This is a genomic window from Shewanella abyssi, assembly GCF_023284025.1.
GTDB lineage: Bacteria > Pseudomonadota > Gammaproteobacteria > Enterobacterales > Shewanellaceae > Shewanella > Shewanella abyssi.
Window position 1 is genome coordinate 37,682 of record NZ_JAKIKR010000007.1, and the last position, 19,179, is coordinate 56,860.

The following is a 19,179-nucleotide window of genomic DNA, read 5'->3' on the forward strand; positions in this document are numbered from 1 at the left end:
TATGTCTAAAGCTGTTGTCGTTTTTAGTGGTGGTCAAGATTCTACTACCTGTCTTATTCAAGCTCTCACCCAGTATGATGAGGTTCACACTGTCACCTTTGACTATGGGCAACGACACAGCCAAGAGATAGAGATCGCAGCGGGATTGTCAAAGCAGCTTGGCGCCGCCAGCCATAAAATTCTAGACGTTGGGATCCTAAACGAGTTAACCGTTAGCGCCCTAACGCGTGACATTCCTATCGAAGAAAATAAAGAGGGTAATTCGATACCCAACACTTTTGTACCTGGGCGCAATATTTTATTTCTAACCCTTGCGGGGATCTACGCCTACCAGCTTGGTGCTGAGGTGATTATTACCGGCGTATGTGAGACTGACTTCTCTGGTTACCCTGATTGTAGAAATGAATTTATCAAATCAATGCAAACCGCATTAATGCAGGGAATGGATAAACAGTTAGCGATCAGCACGCCGTTGATGTGGCTTGATAAAGCCGAAACTTGGGCCTTAGCGGATAAATACGATAGTTTAGCGCTTATTCGCCACCAAACCCTAACCTGCTATAACGGCTTGAAAGGCGATGGTTGTGGTACTTGCCCGGCATGCTTATTACGTCAACGCGGCTTAGATGAATATTTAGCGAACCCAAAAGATATCCAAACACAATTAGCGGCTAAATGCCGCAAATAACCTCCAGGGCAAAAAGCCCCTATGTTGTTGCAGCTATCATTAGCATCATTTGTATTGTCCTTTTTTATTTAGGCGTAGATGATCTGTTAGCCTATCGGCGTGATTTGATTTTTGATAGTCAGTGGTGGCGCTTATTCAGCGGTAATTTCCTGCACACAAATGCATGGCATTTGGTTATGAATTTGGCCGGGCTGTGGGTCATATTGTTATTGCATGAACAACATTACAACGCCAAATCACTGCTGGTTGTAGTAATAGCGTTAAGCCTGACGCAGGGTATGGGACTGCTAATGTTTTTTCCTGAAACTAAGGGATACGTTGGTCTCAGTGGCATGTTGCACGGGTTATTTGTTTATGGCGCTGTGCTTGATATCACTAAAGGATTGAAAACCGGTTACCTGTTAACGCTCGGCGTAATGTTAAAAGTACTCTATGAGCAGACGTTTGGTGCGAGTAGCGAAGTCACTGCGCTCATCGGCGCTAGAGTAGCAACAGAAGCACATCTTGTAGGGCTTGTTAGCGGTTTCATCTGTTTAGCCGCTGTTTATGCTGTGAAAAAGTTTAAAAGTTGACCGTAAAAAAATAGGAGACCATGGTCTCCTATTTTTCACTCTGAACATGTTGATTTCAACTATCGCTAAGCTTTTATAAACTGCTCTCGCAAGCGGCCTACTCTATCTCTCACGGCCGCCGCTTCTTCAAATTCAAGATTCTTAGCATGTTCATGCATCTGTTTTTCAAGCCTATCAATTTCATGGCTAATATCGGCGGGTTTGACAAGGTAGTCAGCGCCCTGCTCTGCCACTCTCCGCGACTTATCAGACTTGCTATCACCGACATCCATAACATCGGTAATACTCTTAATAATACCTTTAGGGGTAATGCCGTTATCAAGGTTATATTGATGTTGCTTTGCTCTGCGACGATTGGTTTCCGTTATCGCTTTATCCATAGACTTAGTAATGCGGTCACCGTAGAGAATGACTTTACCGTTCACATTACGGGCAGCTCGACCAATCGTTTGAATTAGAGAGCGCTCTGAACGCAAAAAGCCCTCTTTATCGGCATCAAGAATACAAACCAATGACACTTCAGGCATATCTAAGCCTTCACGAAGTAAGTTAATACCGATAAGCACATCAAATACACCCAGTCTTAGATCTCTAATGATCTCAACTCGCTCGACGGTATCGATGTCTGAGTGCAGATATCTGACTTTGACGCCATGTTCGTCTAAATATTCAGATAGATCTTCAGACATTCTTTTGGTTAATGTCGTTACCAGTACTCGCTCGTTAACAGCCACTCGCTTAGCGATCTCAGAGAGTAGATCATCAACTTGGGTGCCTACAGGCCTAACTTCAATTTCAGGATCCAACAACCCTGTCGGCCTGACAACTTGTTGAGCAATTTCATCTCCTGATTTATTAATCTCATAATCACTTGGTGTGGCTGACACAAAAATGCTCTGTGGCATGAGTGCTTCAAACTCTTCAAATTTTAAAGGACGATTATCCAATGCCGATGGTAAGCGAAAACCATATTCCACAAGATTCATCTTTCGAGAACGATCGCCTTTGTACATCGCCCCGATTTGCGGAACAGTGACGTGAGACTCATCGATAATCAATAAACCATCATCAGGCAAGTAATCTAGCAAGGTTGGTGGCCCGTCGCCCGAAGCTCGCCCTGATAAATAACGGGAGTAGTTCTCGATCCCCGAGCAATATCCGAGTTCGGTCATCATCTCAATATCATATTGCACCCGTTCAGTAATACGCTGCTCTTCGATCAGCTTATTAAGATCGAGTAGCTGTTTCTTACGATCTCTCAACTCCTCTTTGATATGTTCTGTCGCGGCTAATATCGATTCACGTGGCGTAACATAATGACTTTTAGGGTATACCGTAATACGGGCAACTCGCTTGTTGATATGACCCGTTAAAGGATCAAATAGGCTCAGTCGCTCTATTTCGTCGTCAAAAAGCTCCACTCTAACGGCATATTTATCAGAGTCAGCCGGAAAAACATCGATCACCTCGCCGCGAACACGGTAGGTACCACGCTGTAACTCAATATCATTACGTTTATATTGCAGCTCGCTGAGTTTTTTAAGCATATCGCGCTGATCCATTATCGCCCCCTCTCGAAGGTGCAATAACATTTTCATATAGGCCTTTGGATCTCCCAGACCATAAATGGCAGAGACCGAGGCTATAAGCACAACATCTTTACGTTCAAGCAGTGCTTTAGTTGCTGACAAACGCATCTGCTCAATATGGGCGTTTACCGAAGCATCCTTTTCAATAAAGGTACCACTCGCGGGAACATAGGCTTCTGGCTGATAATAGTCATAGTAGGAGACAAAATACTCCACGGCATTATGGGGAAAGAACTCTTTCATCTCGCCATAAAGTTGCGCTGCCAGTGTCTTGTTAGGTGCCATGATAATAGTGGGTCGAGACATTTGCTCTATCACGTTAGCGATAGTAAAGGTTTTTCCTGAGCCAGTAACACCTAATAGGGTTTGACTCGCAACCCCAGACTCCAAGCCATCGACAAGCTGTTTAATGGCCGTCGGTTGATCGCCCGCAGGTTGGTATTGAGATTCCAATTGAAATACAGATTCAGACACTAGGTTATGCTTCCTCAATTTGCTTGGGCGCATTTTACCCTATTTATACCCATCTTACCTGAAGATGCAGAATTCAGTGGGAATTTAATGGGCTTTAATCAAGGCATTGATTGCCACTAATGGTCGCTCCCTTGGTAAAATCAATAACACGGAGTAAAGCCCACTAAAACCCATCGCAGAAGGCGTTATGCAAGCCCACTTCGTTGTTGCACTAACTTAAAAGGGAATAACCATTTCTACATTAACGCGCCTAGAATTGAACTGGCACAACGCCTCTGAAACGAGCATCTTCAAGTAGGATGGGTATATATCCAATATGGGATGAACCTGACTTATCAAATAGTATAACCATTTCTGTTTACTCAGATGAAAGTTTACGACATTAGTGACAATCAATGGCTTAGCAAAGTCCATTGCGCCACAGCAGCCTAGAACAGGCACTTTAATTCACAATGACACCACAATAAACAGTTACAATTCAGCAACAACTTTAAAAGGGTAAAAAATTAACTGTTGATTTTTGCATCAATCTGTTTTTAAACGATAAAAAAAAAACTCAACAAAATTGCTCATTTTAACCTCAAGCCCCTATTCATCGGCCTTTGCAACAGTTTTTTTCACTTAACCCACAGGCTTATCCACAGATTTAGTGGATAACTCACGCAAACCTTGTTATAGCGGGACTTTTAACCAGTACTGCAACTTAAGCATGATGAATGTTTTTTTTGTAATTTTATTACATATGAAATGCTCATACCGTCTCTTTAAGCAATTAGTTTTATAAATACCCATTAAGGTAATCGAAAACTACGATTAACTCATAGGCTTGCGTTCTAGCTGTTCAGTTATTGATAAATATGGTGCATTCATCACCATGATGCACATTTGATGAACACTTAACCGCATAAATGCACTTTTTTTCCCTTGTCGAGTTGACTCAGTAGTAAGAGCCATTTAATATGCGCTCCGTCTTCAACGAGACGTAACTTAAACGATTCCCCTGTAGTTCAGCTGGTAGAACGGCGGACTGTTAATCCGTATGTCACTGGTTCGAGTCCAGTCTGGGGAGCCAAAGTTTAAGTTAATCAGATATTTATCTGGTAATATAAAAAAGCAATTCCCCTGTAGTTCAGTTGGTAGAACGGCGGACTGTTAATCCGTATGTCACTGGTTCGAGTCCAGTCTGGGGAGCCATTTTTATATAACCGTTAAATATTGATAAAAAATGTAATTCCCCTGTAGTTCAGTTGGTAGAACGGCGGACTGTTAATCCGTATGTCACTGGTTCGAATCCAGTCTGGGGAGCCAATTTTTTATCAGTAACAATAAGTAAAATGCGTTTCCCCTGTAGTTCAGTTGGTAGAACGGCGGACTGTTAATCCGTATGTCACTGGTTCGAATCCAGTCTGGGGAGCCAACTTTTATTTATGATTTAGATTTATAGCGTTTCCCCTGTAGTTCAGTTGGTAGAACGGCGGACTGTTAATCCGTATGTCACTGGTTCGAATCCAGTCTGGGGAGCCAATCTAAAGATAAATCAAATATAGGTAATATTGCGATTCCCCTGTAGTTCAGTTGGTAGAACGGCGGACTGTTAATCCGTATGTCACTGGTTCGAATCCAGTCTGGGGAGCCAACCTAATATAATAAAAACGATGTTATTCAACATTACTGTCTGCAAATCAAGCATAAATCATATTCAAACTAAACATTCCTCATACAAAGCAACTGATATTAAATCTAAAATCAGTTTATAATGCCCATAGAGATACACCTTTTTAGAACAATTTTGTCTTCTATGATTGTGAATGGACTCATTATGACTAGTTTCCGATATTACCTACTCTTTTTAGTCTTCGTTTTCTGCGGACTCACTTTGGTTACCTTTTCCAACAATCAAACTAATTTAGCCCATCGTAGCGCTCAAGAATTGGCAACATACACTGCGAGTATTGCCGCTGAAAGCCATGGGCTAGGTGATGGCAAAGCGTTATACCAACATTTAGATAAAAGTTTTAATTTCCAGTTTTTCCAATACATTGACAGTGACGACAATGATAATAGTTTCACCAAGGGCAAGTTACTGTCTGAGGGTGGAAGTTTTATCAATGGACTCTATCAGATTGAGATCCCAGTCACCCAAGCACTGACTAATGGTCGATTACAGGTAAAACTGTCCATAGCAAAAGAGATCACTACCGTATCCGATAGGTTTGCAGATCAGTTGATGCTTATTTGGGGCTCTTTCTTACTGATTAGTGTTTTTAATTTATTACTGGCGCTGCGCCAAGCTAAAAAAATACAGTACAGTTCAAAGATAATTGACGAGCTACCTAACTTTACTTTTCACGCAATACAAAAGTCCAAATTAAAGGGTGAGTTTACCCCACTCGTTAGGGCACTAGAGTCATGCCAAAGTAAGTTGAAAGCCAAAATCGATGAACTCAATGAAACCCACGAAACACTGGCTAAAGCCGCTTTTCAAGATCCTATTAGCGGATTTGGCACCCGCTCTAAATTCACCGAGAAGTTAAATGAGATATGTTTGCCTAACAGCCAACAATTGGGTGTACTGGCTATGGTTAGGGCCTCTGAACTTACTGCAATAAACCAATTACATGGACGTGAAGCAGGCGATAGTTACTTAGCGCGAATAGCTAACCAGATCAGAAAGTCATTGGTTAAATTGCCGAATGCCGATTGTTATCGCATTTCTACTGCGGATTTCGCATTGATTTTGCCTGATGTTTCTTTAAAAGATGGCATGACTATCATCGAGCAACTAAAAATATCCTTTGATGAGTACCAACAAAATTTGGGCACCGATACCGTTGCCTACATAGGCTTATGTCCCTATTTACAAAATAACGATCCAGTGACATTAATGACATTAGCCGATACTGCCGTCAGTATTGCGCAAACAATGGGGCCAAATAGTATTCACGTACAACAAAAACTTACCGGTGATGAACTGTTTGGGGATAGCCGTTGGAAAGTTGCCATCGACGAGATCCTAAAACGTAAAGCGATAAAGTTATACGCCCAACCCATACGCCCATGCCGAACCGATATTGAATCATACCGCGAGCTCCTGTCCCGCTTTTACAACGACCAAGGTAAGTTCCTCCCTACAACGACAGTCATTGCCATGGCTGAACGTCATGGAATGAGCCAAGAGTTGGATAAGTTAGTGATCTTAAAAACACTGAGTTTGCTGCTAGGTACGCCGTCGCTAACGGGCTTATTTGGTATTAATATCAGCACGTCATCGGCCAATAATAAAAGCTTTGTCGCTTGGTTGAAAAATGTATTGCTCCGCCAACGAAATTTAGCTGGCAGGCTGGTATTTGAGGTCAGTGAATCAGGTATGCAAACTAACCTGTCCGCGACATATCATTTTATTAATGAAGTACACAGTGTAGGCGCTCGAGTAGCAATAGAAAGATTCGGTCTCGGCTTTACATCGTTTAAGTTCTTTAAAGAGGTGCGTCCAGACTTTATCAAATTGGATGGCAGTTACACTCAAGGTATTACCTCTGACACTCATAATCGCTTCTTTGTTAAAATGATCATTGATATTGCAAGAAAACTGACCATTAGAGTGATTGCGACAAGTGTAGAGAATCAAGAACAAAAATTGGCCATGGAGCAGCTGTTACTCGACGGCCTTCAAGGTTACTATATTGCCAAGCCAACGCCTTTAGTGACAGTGAGTCATACCAAGGCAACTGAAATAGTGCGTTAAATTTACTCATAAGAAAGCTAATTTATTTGTCCCTGCTTTCTTTGTGTTGTTTATGGCGGTGGAAAAGCCGATAATGGCGTTAAGATTGTCTAAATAATGAATTGAGATGAGTGAATATCTCCTGTTATTGGTCAGCACTGTGTTGGTCAATAACTTTGTGTTAGTAAAATTCCTAGGTTTATGCCCATTTATGGGGGTGTCCAGCAAACTTGAGTCTGCAATTGGTATGTCTATGGCTACCACATTTGTGCTGACGCTTGCGTCTATTCTCAGTTATTTGGTCAACCAATACCTGCTTTTACCGTTCGATCTCGGTTACTTAAGAACGATGGGCTTCATCTTAGTTATCGCCGTGGTGGTGCAATTCACCGAAATGCTAGTACAAAAAACCAGTGCTTCATTACATCGCGCGTTAGGTATTTATTTACCCTTGATCACTACAAACTGTGCAGTACTCGGTGTAGCCCTGCTCAATATTAATGAAGACCATAATTTTTTGGAATCTGCCATATTCGGCTTCGGTGCCGCGGTCGGGTTTTCGTTAGTGTTAATCCTATTTTCAGCGATGCGTGAACGGCTCGCCGCAGCAGATGTACCCGCCCCATTTAGAGGTGGTGCTATTGCTATGGTTACCGCAGGGCTTATGTCCCTTGCATTTATGGGCTTTACAGGGTTGGTTAAATAAACATGTCAGGTATTGTCATCGCTGTTGTTGTTCTTACAATACTCGCGCTTATCTTTGGTATTTTACTGGGATTTGCCGCAGAAAAATTTAAAGTTGAAGGTGATCCGCTTGCTGAACAAGTAGAAGCACTACTCCCGCAAACACAATGTGGTCAGTGTGGATACCCTGGCTGCAAACCTTACGCCGAAGCTATCGCTAATGGCGATAAGATCAATAAATGCCCGCCAGGTGGCACTGCCACAATGGAAAAGATTGCCGATCTCGTCGGCGTAGATCCAGAGCCACTCAACGCCACTGAAGAAATCCAAGAGAAAAAAGTCGCGTATATACGCGAAGATGAATGCATAGGGTGTACTAAGTGTATTCAAGCATGCCCAGTCGATGCCATTTTGGGTTCAGGTAAGCTGATGCATACCGTCATCACCGATTACTGCACAGGATGCGATTTGTGCGTTGCTCCCTGCCCTGTAGATTGTATTGATATGCTACCAATCGAACAAACAACTAAGACGTGGAATTGGCAGTTAAATGCGATTCCGGTAAAACAAGTGCAAGAGGATCCGCAGTGCTAACTTTATTAGAACAAGTTGATAAAGGAACGCTTTGGCGCTCGCATGGTGGTATCCACCCCCCTGAGTTAAAAACGCTATCAAGTAAGACGACTATTGCTAACTTCCCCTTAGCAAGCCACTTTATTATCCCTATTCCACAAGTTGGCGATAGCGCGTTACTGAGGATCAAAAAAGGTGAGCGAGTCGTAAAAGGCCAAGCACTCACTGCTGGTACCAGCTTTGCTCATTGTGCAGTACATGCACCGACCTCAGGCACCATCACAGCGATAGAACAGCTGCCGAGTAACCACGCATCAGGTTTACCCGTTTTAAGCTGTGTGCTCACTGCAGACGGACAAGATGAATCTATCGAAACCATTACATCTGACCTATCGACTTTGGACAACCAACAGATCTTAAAGTTGATCCAAAATGCGGGTATTGCAGGGCTCGGTGGCGCCGCTTTTCCGACTCACATAAAACTGAGTCCAGTGAGTGATATTGAACTGGTGATCATCAACGGCATAGAGTGTGAACCCTACATCACATCCGACGACCGATTAATGCAAGAGTATAGCGATGAAATCATCTCAGGCATCGCGATTATTGAACGTTTATTGACGCCTAAACGGATTATTATCGCCATTGAAGACAACAAGCCTGAAGCCATTGAAGCGATGCAGCATTCACTCAATCGAAGTGAACTTTCAAGTGATAACGTTAGAATCACAAAAGTGCCGACTAAATATCCATCTGGTGGCGAAAAACAGTTAATCCAAATTTTAACCGGTCAGGAAGTGCCCTCTGGCGCGATCCCCGCCCAGCTTGGCATGCTGGTACAAAATGTCGCTACCGCCTACGCCATACAAGATGCCGTTATTAACGGACAACCACTGATATCACGAGTGGTTACAGTCACGGGATTGAATTGCGAGACCCCGGGTAACTACTGGCTACCGATTGGTACACAAGTGCAACATATTCTTCAAACTAGTGGTTTTAAAGGTGACCTCAGCCAAGATAAAATCATTATCGGTGGTCCAATGATGGGCCACTCATTGCCAGATGTGACAGCGCCAGTGCTAAAAGGCACCAACTGTATCTTACTGCCAAGCACTGAAGAGATCGCTCCTGATCAACAAGAGATGCCTTGTATCCGCTGTGGCGAATGCGCGGTTGTATGCCCTGCACTGTTGTTACCACAGCAGCTCTTTTGGCATGCCCAAGCAGAAGAATACGATAAAGCGGCGAGCTTTAACCTTCACGATTGTATTGAATGCGGTTGCTGCAGTTACGTTTGTCCAAGTGACATTCCGTTAGTTGAATATTATCGGGTGGCTAAATCGGCTCTGCGTACACAGTCCGAAGAGAAAAAACAGGCAGATTTAGCTAAACAGCGTTTTGATGCAAGACAGCAACGCCTAGAAGATGAAAAACTCGCTCGAGAAACCAAAGCAAGAGAAGCGGCCGCACGACGTAAAAACAGTATGGCTAGCGCCGACAAAAATGTGGTTGCAGAAGCGATGGCAAGAATGAAGGCTAAGAAAGCTGCACAGTCAAATACAGCAGACTCTGTAGCGCCAGCGCCTGTTCAAGATAAGAAAGCGCAAATAGCCGCAGCTATCGCTCGTGCAAAAGCAAAGAAAGCCTCTGCTACAACAGCGACTGACCATCCAGTTGGATCTGATGATGTTGAAGTCGACCCAATCGATGATAAAAAGGCTAAAATCAACGCAGCAATTGCCAGAGCTAAAGCCAAGAAGGCACAACAAAATAATCCATCAGCTAAAACTTCAGCCCCTGATGTACAGGTTAATGCTGTAGATGAGAAGAAAGCGAAAGTAGCTGCAGCCATTGCACGTGCTAAAGCAAAAAAACAATTACAAGCTGATGGCGATAAAACCCAAGAGAAAGTGCTCGTTGATAATGATACTGCGTTAGCAACTAACACAGTGCCAAATACCAATAAAGAGAGTACTGAAACTACTTTGGCAGCTGACACTAAAAAAGCGCGGATAGCCGCTGCGGTTGCCAAGGCGAAAGCAAAAAAACAATCACTAACTAGTGATGACACAGAAGCTACAAATCCCAACGCCGTAGCGAATGATTCAAGTACTGATCCCGCTGCAGAATCGGCACTATCTCCCGCAGAGATTAAAAAAGCACGTATTGCCGCAGCAGTTGCCAAGGCGAAAGCAAAAAAAGCGCAAGCAAAATTGGAAGAGAAGGAATAATTCATGGCATTTAAGTTAGCGTCATCGCCACACTTAAAAGTGCAGCTGCAAACCCAAAGTGTCATGCGCAGAGTCATATTGTGCGCTTTACCTGGTATAGCAGCCCAGTATTATTTTTTTGGTTGGGGTGTTTTGATTCAGGTTCTACTGGCAATTGCTGTTGCCTTGCTAAGTGAATCTATTGTACTCAAGCTAAGAAAACGCCCTATAAAACCGACCATAAGTGATAATAGCGCTGTCCTCACGGCTTTATTGATTGGTGTTTCACTGCCCTCAATAGCACCTTGGTGGATAGTGGTTATCGGGACGCTCTTTGCCATTGTCATCGTTAAACACCTTTATGGCGGCTTAGGACAAAACATATTTAATCCTGCTATGGCAGCCTATGTCATGTTGCTGATCTCTTTCCCAGTACAGATGACCAGTTGGTCAGTGCCGTTATCATTAGCCCAAACGCCAATGGATCTAGGGCTAACACTCCAAGCGATATTTGGTGCTATGACGCCAGAGCAACTCAATATTTATAAACTCGGCTTTGACGGTATTGCAATGGCGACGCCTCTTGATACCGTAAAGACAGACTTATCACTTGGACTAACCATTACAGAGAGCCTATCAAAAAGCATCTTCTCTGATGGCTACGGTGTCGGTTGGTTTTGGGTCAATGTTGCCTACTTGCTAGGTGGCATCGCCATGCTTAAATTGAAAGTGATCCGTTGGCAGATCAGCGTGGGCGTGATTGCCGCTATTTTTGTCTGCAGTAGCTTTGATTATCTATTAAGCCCAGACACGCATATTGGACCATTGTTGCAGCTGTTTTCAGGCGCAACTATGCTGGCTGCATTTTTTATCGCTACCGACCCGGTCACCGCAGCCACTAGCGTACGAGGCAGGTTGATATTTGGCGCCTTAATCGGCGTTTTAGTTTATGTTATCCGTACTTATGGTGGCTATCCTGATGCATTTGCATTCGCGGTATTACTGGCTAACCTATGTGCACCTTTTATAGATTATTACGTAAAACCACGTAGTTACGGACATCGTTCTGGAAACTAATAGTGAGTTTATTACGAATAAGCCAGCAAATAATGGGTAAAAAGATGTCATCGATGATTAAGTTAGAGACAATATTTTGAAAAGATCAATGCTAAAAAATGGCTTAACACTGGGACTGTTTGCCCTGCTTTGCACCGGATTTGTCGCGGTGGTCAACCAGCTTACATTTGCTAAAATAAAGCAACAAGAACAGATTGAGCTGGCAAGAGTGTTACATCAAATAATTCCTGATGAACTGCACGATAATGAGCTCACAGGTCATTGCATCACTATTACAGCGGCTGATTATCTAGGAACTGACGCCGCACTTCCAGCCTATATAGCGACAAAAAATGGTGTTGGTGTAGCCATTGCAATTGAAACGGTAGCCCCCGATGGCTATAACGGAGATATCCGGATTATCATAGGTTTTGATAGGCAAGGAGATGTGCTTGGAGTACGCACTCTCGCCCATCAGGAGACCCCAGGACTCGGCGATAAAATCGAGCTAAGAAAATCCGACTGGGTTGTTTCGTTTAACGGCTTATCGGTATTATCAGACAAGGATAGACGCTGGCATGTAAAAAAAGATGGCGGTGATATTGATCAATTTACAGGTGCTACCATAACGCCTCGTGCTTTTGTAAAGGCGGTAAAAAAAGCGACTCTCTATTTTAATGCCCATAAAGATGAGTTATTAGATGCACCCGCTAGTTGTGAGGTTGGCAATGAGTGAATATAAAGAATTAGCTTGGCAAGGGCTGTGGAAGAATAACCCCGGACTCGTTCAATTGCTGGGCTTATGCCCCTTACTTGCCGTTACAGCGACATTAACCAATGCCTTAGGGCTTGGCTTAGCCACAATGCTAGTATTGATTGGTTCAAACATATTGGTCTCTTTGGTCAAAGATTACGTCCCGAAAGAGATCCGTATTCCGGTGTTTGTGATGATCATCGCCGCACTGGTCACCAGCGTTCAGCTTTTCATTAATGCCTACGCTTATGGCCTTTACCTTTCGCTAGGGATATTTTTACCACTGATTGTGACTAACTGTGTCATCATCGGCCGAGCAGAAGCATTCGCCTCGCGAAACAGTGTCGCAAAATCGACCTTTGATGGCTTGATGATGGGTTTAGGTTTTACCCTGGTACTGTGCGTACTGGGAGCTAGTCGTGAAATATTGGGACAAGGTACACTCTTTTACGGTGCGGATCTGTTACTAGGTGAGTGGGCAAAAGGGTTAACCATCCAGCTTTGGCAAGTAGACACAACCTTTTTATTAGCCATGCTGCCACCGGGTGCCTTTATCGGAATGGGACTGTTGATTGCACTTAAAAATGTTATTGATAACTACATAGAGGCTAAACAGCCTAAGGCTGAGCAAGCAGCGCCAGCGCGAGTTAGGATCACAAAAGTTAATTGATAGCGCTGAATTAGAACCGGTTAATTGATATCGGTTCATTTGAGCTAGCAATTGCACCGTCTAAGAATAATAACAACATCTGATGGATATTGGCATATGAACACAGAAAAACGCCGCCTTATTTTAGAGCGACTTAGAGACAACAACCCTCACCCTGAAACTGAACTCAATTTCGCCAGTCCATTTGAATTGTTAGTTGCAGTAACGCTTTCAGCTCAAGCTACAGACGTTAGCGTTAATAAGGCGACTGATAAACTCTTTCCTGTGGCAAATACCGCCCATAGTATTGCAGCACTTGGGGTCGATGGATTAAAGCAATACATTAAGACCATCGGCTTGTACAACAACAAAGCTGTCAATGTGGTCCGAGCTTGTGAGATCTTAGTCGAGCTATATGATGGTGTAGTGCCAGAAAATAGAGAGGCATTAGAAGCGCTACCAGGCGTTGGTCGAAAAACAGCTAACGTGGTACTCAATACTGCATTCGGCTGGCCTACCATTGCTGTAGACACTCATATTGATAGAGTGTCAAATCGCACTAAGTTTGCGATGGGTAAGAATGTGGTTGAAGTCGAGAAGAAGCTGCTAAAAGTGGTTCCTGCCGAGTTTAAAGTGGATGTCCATCACTGGCTAATATTACACGGACGCTATACCTGTATCGCCCGAAAGCCTCGTTGCGGCAGCTGTATGATTGAAGACCTCTGTGAGTTTGAAGGCAAGGTTTACCCCGAAGAATAAACGCCGACCTGAAGGCTCACATTGCCAATAAAAAAGCCGCTAATGCGGCTTTTTTTAGAACATACAGATAAAGAAAATTGACAGAACAGCTGCGATAATAGCGCTAAGTCCTAGCGACATTTTAAGTTCAGTTTGCATCGATAACTCCTTAAATAAGTTAATTTATATTATAAGAAAAATGAGACTTTCTCAGGCTAATTTGGGCGTTTTGTGATCTAGATACAGGCAAAATAAGTTGATCTCACTCAATTTTTACAAAAAGTATTTAATCACCTTCTTAGATCTCAATAATAAGCGATATAATGGCTACATAAAGAACCTTAACCCTAGGATATACAATGGCACAACTACTTCACACAATGCTTCGCGTAGGAAACTTGGATCGCAGCATTGAATTTTATACTCAGGTTATGGGCATGAAATTATTACGTAAAAGCGAAAATAGTGAGTATAAATATACCCTAGCATTTGTGGGCTATGCTGAAGAGTCTACTGGCAGTGCAGTGATTGAACTCACCTATAATTGGGGCACTGAGACCTACGATATAGGGGACGCATTTGGCCATATCGCCATTGGCGAAGAGGACATCTATGCCCGTTGTAATGCAATAGCAAACGCTGGCGGCAAAGTGATACGTCCAGCTGGACCCGTCGCTGGCGGTAGCACCGTAATTGCTTTTGTTGAAGATCCTGACGGCTACAAAATTGAATTAATACAGATGAGTTCATCGCAGAAAGGGCTTGGTTAACGCTCTTCGCTTCAATTTATCCTTTTCCAAAGATCAAAAAAAGCGCCTTGCGGCGCTTTTTTTAGCTTTTAGAACAAGCTATAAACATTAGTTTTTAGCTTAGAACTTAACCGTTACACCGGCATAGTATTGACGACCAACAGTGTCGTAAACTTCTGGTACTGTGCCACCATCACTGCCGTTAGAAACGGTTGAAGGTAACTCGTCAGTTAAGTTTTTAACGCCACCAGTCACCATCCAAGTATCATTGATGAAGTAGCTTGCCGAAATATTGTGATAAAGAACAGAGTCAACCTTAGTACCTGCGCCTAAGTCATCCATCTCACCAATATAACGGTTAAAGTACATTACACTCCAATCATCTTGACCGGCTTTAATGCTGAAGTTGTTACGCATTTCAGCATATGCACCGAAGTTACCATCGATGGTGTTAGTGTAATCAACACCATCTTGCTCAAAGTTCAGCAAATAGGTGGTGTCATTAGCAATGGTCCAGTCTAGGTTTAATGCTTCAAAACTATAGGCTAGGTTAAAATCGATACCGCTTGTGTCTTGGTAACCGACGTTAGTCAATGTGCTCGTTAGGTTTGTTAAATCACCGTTTGGACCGATGTTAAACGCTTCACACGCTGCTTGGTCGCCGTCATAACAGTTCTGTAAACCATTTTGCGTATCCATACGGGCAATTGCGTTTTTAACTTTAAAACGCCAGTAGTCAACCGTTAGTGACATGCCAGCTAGGTAGCTTGGTGAATACACTAAGCCGGCAGTATAAGACTCTGACTCTTCAGGCTGAAGGTTTTCGTCCGAGGTACGGTTGACTAGGATTTGAGCATCTTGCTCATTACCCCATGGATCTTCAAGGTAATCGTATGAACCTGAGTTACCAGCATATAACTCGCTGATACTAGGGGCACGGAAGCCTGTCGCGGCAACAGTACGGATCATAAGATCATCAGTTGCTTCATAGGTTAGACCAATCTTCCACGTTGATGCGTTACCAAATGTAGAGTAATCATCAAAACGCAGTGCAAACTCACCGGTTAACTTATCGGTAAACGGTACGCTGACTTCCTGGAATACAGAGATTACGCTGTAATTACCATCGGTTGGATCTTGTTGTGCGGAAGTACTTTCCCCTGCAACCACAACTGGATCTGGATTGTAGTAACCACTTTCGTAGCGGTACTCAGCCCCCATCGCAAATGCGACGGCTCCAGCATCAAGGTCAAATAGTTCACCTGTTAAGCCCGCTGAGAATACATGTTGTTCATTACCACCGTCTGCATCCTCGGTGTACGCAACGCTATTAAGCACATCTTGGTCAGTTATTGGTTGGCCTGTTAACCAAGGATCTTGGTCTGCATAAATCGCATTAGCCAAAGAAGTACCATTGATTGAGTTCTCAACCGCAGTCTCAGCTTTGTTTTTACCGTAGGTGTAGGCAATATCCCAGTCCATACCGGTATTAATATCAGCTGTACCGGCAAGGGCTGCAGAAATACGCATAGTGTCTGTATCTTGCGTGTAGATACGTGGGCCTACATCGTTCATACGTTTGCGGTAGTTTACTTGGCCATTCTCATCAGCAACGATACCACCATCAATCATATCTTGATCAAGCTCTAAACAGGTAGCTGGGTTGTCACCAGCTTCACATACATCAAGCATGATGTTAGCCGGTTGCGCTGCCATCTGCTGATTAGATTTACGCTTAGTGTAGAGAATATCACCTGTTAACACTAGGTCATCGCCAAGTTCTTGGGTCATATTAGCGAACAAGCTGTAGCGCTTGCTAGGTGTTTGATAATAGCTATCTTGAGTGTAATCATAGCTCTCTTCACGATCTACCCAATTACCATTCTCATCTTTCACTTGGCCGCCTAGCGAGCCATTTGGAATGAAAGAACTAGCACCTGGATCGGTAAAGTCACGATCTGATTGGATCACACTGCGTCGCTCTGAGTAAGCGGCACCGAATGTGTAGTTACCAGTATCAGTATTAAAGCCGTAAAGCGCACTGATTTCGCCGTTTTCACCGTCGCTCTTATCAGTCATGCCACCAGTAACATCTATCTGGAAGCCTTCAAAATCTTTCTTAGTGATGATGTTAACAACACCAGCAATAGCGTCTGAGCCATATACCGCTGATGCACCATCTTTTAGGATCTCTACACGTGCAATCATTGCAATAGGGATAGAGTTAAGATCCACAGCGCTATCAGCACCTGAACCTGAGTTAACCATACGACGGCCGTTTAGCAATACTAGCGTACGCTGTGAGCCCATACCGCGAAGGTCTACCTGAGCAACACCGTCTGCACCGTTGTTAGTGCTTGAACCAACAGCTGCCCCAGCCATAGAAGTTTGTGCTTGTAGCAATTGGTCTACAGAGGTGAAACCTTCTGCTTTAATGGTGGCTGCATCAATAACAGTGACTGGAGAAGCAGTTTCCATATCTTGACGTTGAATACGGGAGCCGGTTACAGCAATGCGTTCTACTTTTGCTTCCTCTTCAGCATATGCTGCTGTTGAAACAGTAATAGCTGATGTAGAAACGGATGCGATCAATCCGAACTTTATCGCTGAGGCCAATTTAGATGGTCTATTCATTTATGTCGTACTCCCTAACTTAATTATTTTTATATGCACGTCATTTGTTATCACTGACGTTGTTAGGGATACTGCAATTTCACGTTTATGGCGTCAATCCACCAAATCGTTAACCATTCACTTTACGTTGTTAAATTACATGACAAATAAAGTAGCGCGGCATCACGGCTGGAATTTTTAAATAAGCACAAATACCAACAAGCAACACATAACCCTGCCATAGCTAGCATAAAAAGCATAAAAAACCACCTTGGATGCAACAACTCATTAACCACGCTAAAAACTCAAAATGTGACGCGCGTCACATTTTTCTCGATGAAACTTTAGTAATCGAACCCAATAAATGGTCAGTAATTAGCGTTGGTTCATGTTTTTTTACGAAAAAATGGACTAATCAGCAGGAAAGTGTTCAGAATTAAAACAGCACAGCCGGCCTTAATCGTTAAAGTTGGCAACATAACAGCAAAAAAACACCCGACATAACTTACACCCACGCAACAGTTGTTATTGTTACCAAGTGTTAAAGTAACATTTCAGAATTAGAATAAATATTCAGATACTGTGGATAAATAGATTCTCAAATGACTATGTATACACTCTTTAAATGACAACACACTCATTCATGGCAAGAAGTCAGCCCCCTTGCGGTACACTAACGATTCACTTAGATCGTATAACTATCACTCTCATTGCCTGAATTTCAAACTAAATCCAGCACCTCTATGGATGTCATCATTTTTTAATCGATAAATTTGTTGATTGTAGCTGCCATTGTGGTCGGTTCGACTTCAGCAATCCTTTCGCTAATGACGTTAACTTGGACTGTTTACCATTCACTTGCTTGCATTTCAACTATGACTCACGTTTGTGGGCCCAGGAGACTGCGTTAGTCAGGGCAAAAGCTATCCAGCAGTCAGTTTAAATACACTTGGAATCGATGGTGAAATTAACGAGCAGAAGTCATTGCAGTAAAAAGGCGAGCGCAGATGATGAAAATTTAGCGCATATATTGAGAATTGAAGAGCAATAGCAAAGCGATTGCTCTTCAATCAGGTAAACAGATTGCTTACTTAGATTCGGGTTGGATTAGATTAAAATGGTTATAGGCTCTTTGCGTCGCAATACGTCCACGTGGCGTTCTTTGTATAAAGCCTTGTTGGATCAAAAACGGTTCGAGAACATCTTCTATCGTTTCACGCTCTTCACCAATTGCGGCCGCTAAGTTATCTAGGCCTACAGGGCCTCCCATAAATTTATCGATAATGGCAAACATTAGTTTGCGGTCCATATAATCAAAACCTTCGCCGTCCACATCCAGCATATCCAATGCGAGCTCAGCAATAATCTTGGTCACATCGCCACTGTGTTTAACTTCGGCAAAATCTCGCACTCTGCGTAATAAACGGTTAGCGATTCTAGGGGTTCCACGTGAGCGCTTGGCGATCTCAATTGCGCCCTCTTCGTCTATCTTTAGGTCCATTACTTTTGCTGAACGAACAACAATGGTCGACAGGTCTTTGACGTTATAAAACTCTAGTCTTAAGGGGATCCCAAATCGAGCCCGTAACGGAGAGGTCAAAGACCCCGCTCTGGTTGTGGCCCCAACTAAAGTAAATGCGGGTAGATCCAGCTTAATGGATCGCGCAGCCGGACCTTCACCAATCATGATATCTAATTGGTAATCTTCCATAGCAGGATACAAAATCTCTTCCACTACTGGGCTTAATCGATGAATTTCATCGATAAACAACACGTCATTATCTTCAAGATTCGTCAACAGAGCCGCTAAGTCACCGGCCTTTTCAAGAACAGGTCCAGATGTGGACTTGATATTCACCCCCATCTCATTAGCAACAATCATCGCCAATGTTGTTTTACCTAGGCCTGGCGGGCCATAAATCAACATATGATCTAATGCTTCGCCACGCTTTTGCGCCGCTTCTATAAAGATTTTTAACTGTGCACGAGTATCATCTTGGCCAGTATACTCGTCCAAAAGTTTAGGACGCATTGCCCTATCAATGACTTCTTGCGGTTCGATAACTTGGGGTTGTATTAGGCGATCAGCTTCAATCATCAGTT

At 43.3% G+C, this 19,179-nt stretch carries 14 protein-coding genes and 6 tRNA genes; 17 read left to right on the plus strand and 3 right to left on the minus strand.

Annotated features, from left to right (window positions below; genetic code table 11):
• Position 1 precedes the first annotated feature (1 nt).
• Both queC and rrtA read left to right on the plus strand, forming a co-directional pair.
• On the plus strand, positions 2 to 688 hold the full coding sequence (gene queC, locus L2755_RS04925; RefSeq protein ID WP_248979628.1) for a 7-cyano-7-deazaguanine synthase QueC: 687 nt from the start codon (positions 2 to 4) through the stop codon (positions 686 to 688).
• Positions 676 to 1,260, plus strand: coding sequence for a rhombosortase (gene rrtA, locus L2755_RS04930; protein ID WP_248979629.1), 585 nt, complete (start codon positions 676 to 678; stop codon positions 1,258 to 1,260). Before queC ends, rrtA begins: the two co-directional genes overlap by 13 nt.
• A 65-nt stretch (positions 1,261 to 1,325) precedes the next feature.
• Here rrtA and uvrB read toward each other — a convergent pair whose 3' ends face one another.
• Complete coding sequence (gene uvrB, locus L2755_RS04935; RefSeq protein ID WP_248979630.1) at positions 1,326 to 3,323, minus strand: excinuclease ABC subunit UvrB; 1,998 nt, start codon at positions 3,321 to 3,323, stop codon at positions 1,326 to 1,328.
• Between the two features lie 996 nt (positions 3,324 to 4,319).
• Between uvrB and L2755_RS04940 the strand changes: the two genes are divergently transcribed.
• The 15 genes from L2755_RS04940 to gloA all read left to right on the plus strand — a co-directional run bounded on the left by L2755_RS04940 (position 4,320) and on the right by gloA (position 14,484).
• Positions 4,320 to 4,395 (plus strand) — tRNA-Asn (locus L2755_RS04940).
• Positions 4,396 to 4,441: 46 nt separating this feature from the next.
• Positions 4,442 to 4,517 (plus strand) — tRNA-Asn (locus L2755_RS04945).
• 38 nt (positions 4,518 to 4,555) lie between these two features.
• Positions 4,556 to 4,631: transfer RNA gene (locus tag L2755_RS04950), tRNA-Asn, on the plus strand.
• A 33-nt stretch (positions 4,632 to 4,664) separates the two neighbouring features.
• Positions 4,665 to 4,740 (plus strand) — tRNA-Asn (locus tag L2755_RS04955).
• A gap of 31 nt (positions 4,741 to 4,771) precedes the next feature.
• A tRNA-Asn gene (locus L2755_RS04960) sits at positions 4,772 to 4,847 on the plus strand.
• A gap of 36 nt (positions 4,848 to 4,883) precedes the next feature.
• Positions 4,884 to 4,959: transfer RNA gene (locus L2755_RS04965), tRNA-Asn, on the plus strand.
• Positions 4,960 to 5,142: 183 nt separating this feature from the next.
• Positions 5,143 to 7,068 carry an EAL domain-containing protein gene (locus L2755_RS04970; protein ID WP_248979631.1) on the plus strand — a complete coding sequence of 642 codons (1,926 nt, stop codon included), beginning with the start codon at positions 5,143 to 5,145 and terminating at the stop codon, positions 7,066 to 7,068.
• 106 nt (positions 7,069 to 7,174) lie between these two features.
• A complete protein-coding gene (gene rsxA / locus L2755_RS04975) occupies positions 7,175 to 7,753 on the plus strand; it encodes an electron transport complex subunit RsxA (protein ID WP_248979632.1) in 579 nt (192 codons plus the stop codon).
• Between the two features lie 2 nt (positions 7,754 to 7,755).
• Positions 7,756 to 8,325 carry an electron transport complex subunit RsxB gene (rsxB, locus tag L2755_RS04980; RefSeq protein ID WP_248979633.1) on the plus strand — a complete coding sequence of 190 codons (570 nt, stop codon included), beginning with the start codon at positions 7,756 to 7,758 and terminating at the stop codon, positions 8,323 to 8,325.
• Complete coding sequence (rsxC, locus tag L2755_RS04985) at positions 8,319 to 10,538, plus strand: electron transport complex subunit RsxC (protein WP_248979634.1); 2,220 nt, start codon at positions 8,319 to 8,321, stop codon at positions 10,536 to 10,538. The genes rsxB and rsxC overlap by 7 nt, the downstream gene beginning before the upstream one ends.
• Positions 10,539 to 10,541: 3 nt before the next feature.
• Positions 10,542 to 11,594, plus strand: coding sequence for an electron transport complex subunit RsxD (gene rsxD, locus L2755_RS04990; RefSeq protein ID WP_248979635.1), 1,053 nt, complete (start codon positions 10,542 to 10,544; stop codon positions 11,592 to 11,594).
• An 88-nt stretch (positions 11,595 to 11,682) separates the two neighbouring features.
• Entirely contained in the window at positions 11,683 to 12,309 is a 627-nt protein-coding gene (rsxG, locus tag L2755_RS04995; RefSeq protein ID WP_248979706.1) for an electron transport complex subunit RsxG, read from the plus strand.
• On the plus strand, positions 12,302 to 12,997 hold the full coding sequence (locus L2755_RS05000) for an electron transport complex subunit E (protein ID WP_248979636.1): 696 nt from the start codon (positions 12,302 to 12,304) through the stop codon (positions 12,995 to 12,997). Before rsxG ends, L2755_RS05000 begins: the two co-directional genes overlap by 8 nt.
• Before the next feature lie 96 nt (positions 12,998 to 13,093).
• Positions 13,094 to 13,735, plus strand: coding sequence for an endonuclease III (nth, locus tag L2755_RS05005; protein ID WP_248979637.1), 642 nt, complete (start codon positions 13,094 to 13,096; stop codon positions 13,733 to 13,735).
• 338 nt (positions 13,736 to 14,073) lie between these two features.
• Entirely contained in the window at positions 14,074 to 14,484 is a 411-nt protein-coding gene (gloA, locus tag L2755_RS05010; protein ID WP_248979638.1) for a lactoylglutathione lyase, read from the plus strand.
• Positions 14,485 to 14,583: 99 nt separating this feature from the next.
• Here the strand turns inward: gloA and L2755_RS05015 are convergent, their stop codons facing one another.
• Entirely contained in the window at positions 14,584 to 17,097 is a 2,514-nt protein-coding gene (locus tag L2755_RS05015; protein ID WP_248979639.1) for a TonB-dependent receptor, read from the minus strand.
• Between the two features lie 1,066 nt (positions 17,098 to 18,163).
• Complete coding sequence (gene ruvB / locus L2755_RS05020; RefSeq protein WP_248979640.1) at positions 18,164 to 19,174, minus strand: Holliday junction branch migration DNA helicase RuvB; 1,011 nt, start codon at positions 19,172 to 19,174, stop codon at positions 18,164 to 18,166.
• Positions 19,175 to 19,179: the final 5 nt, after the last annotated feature.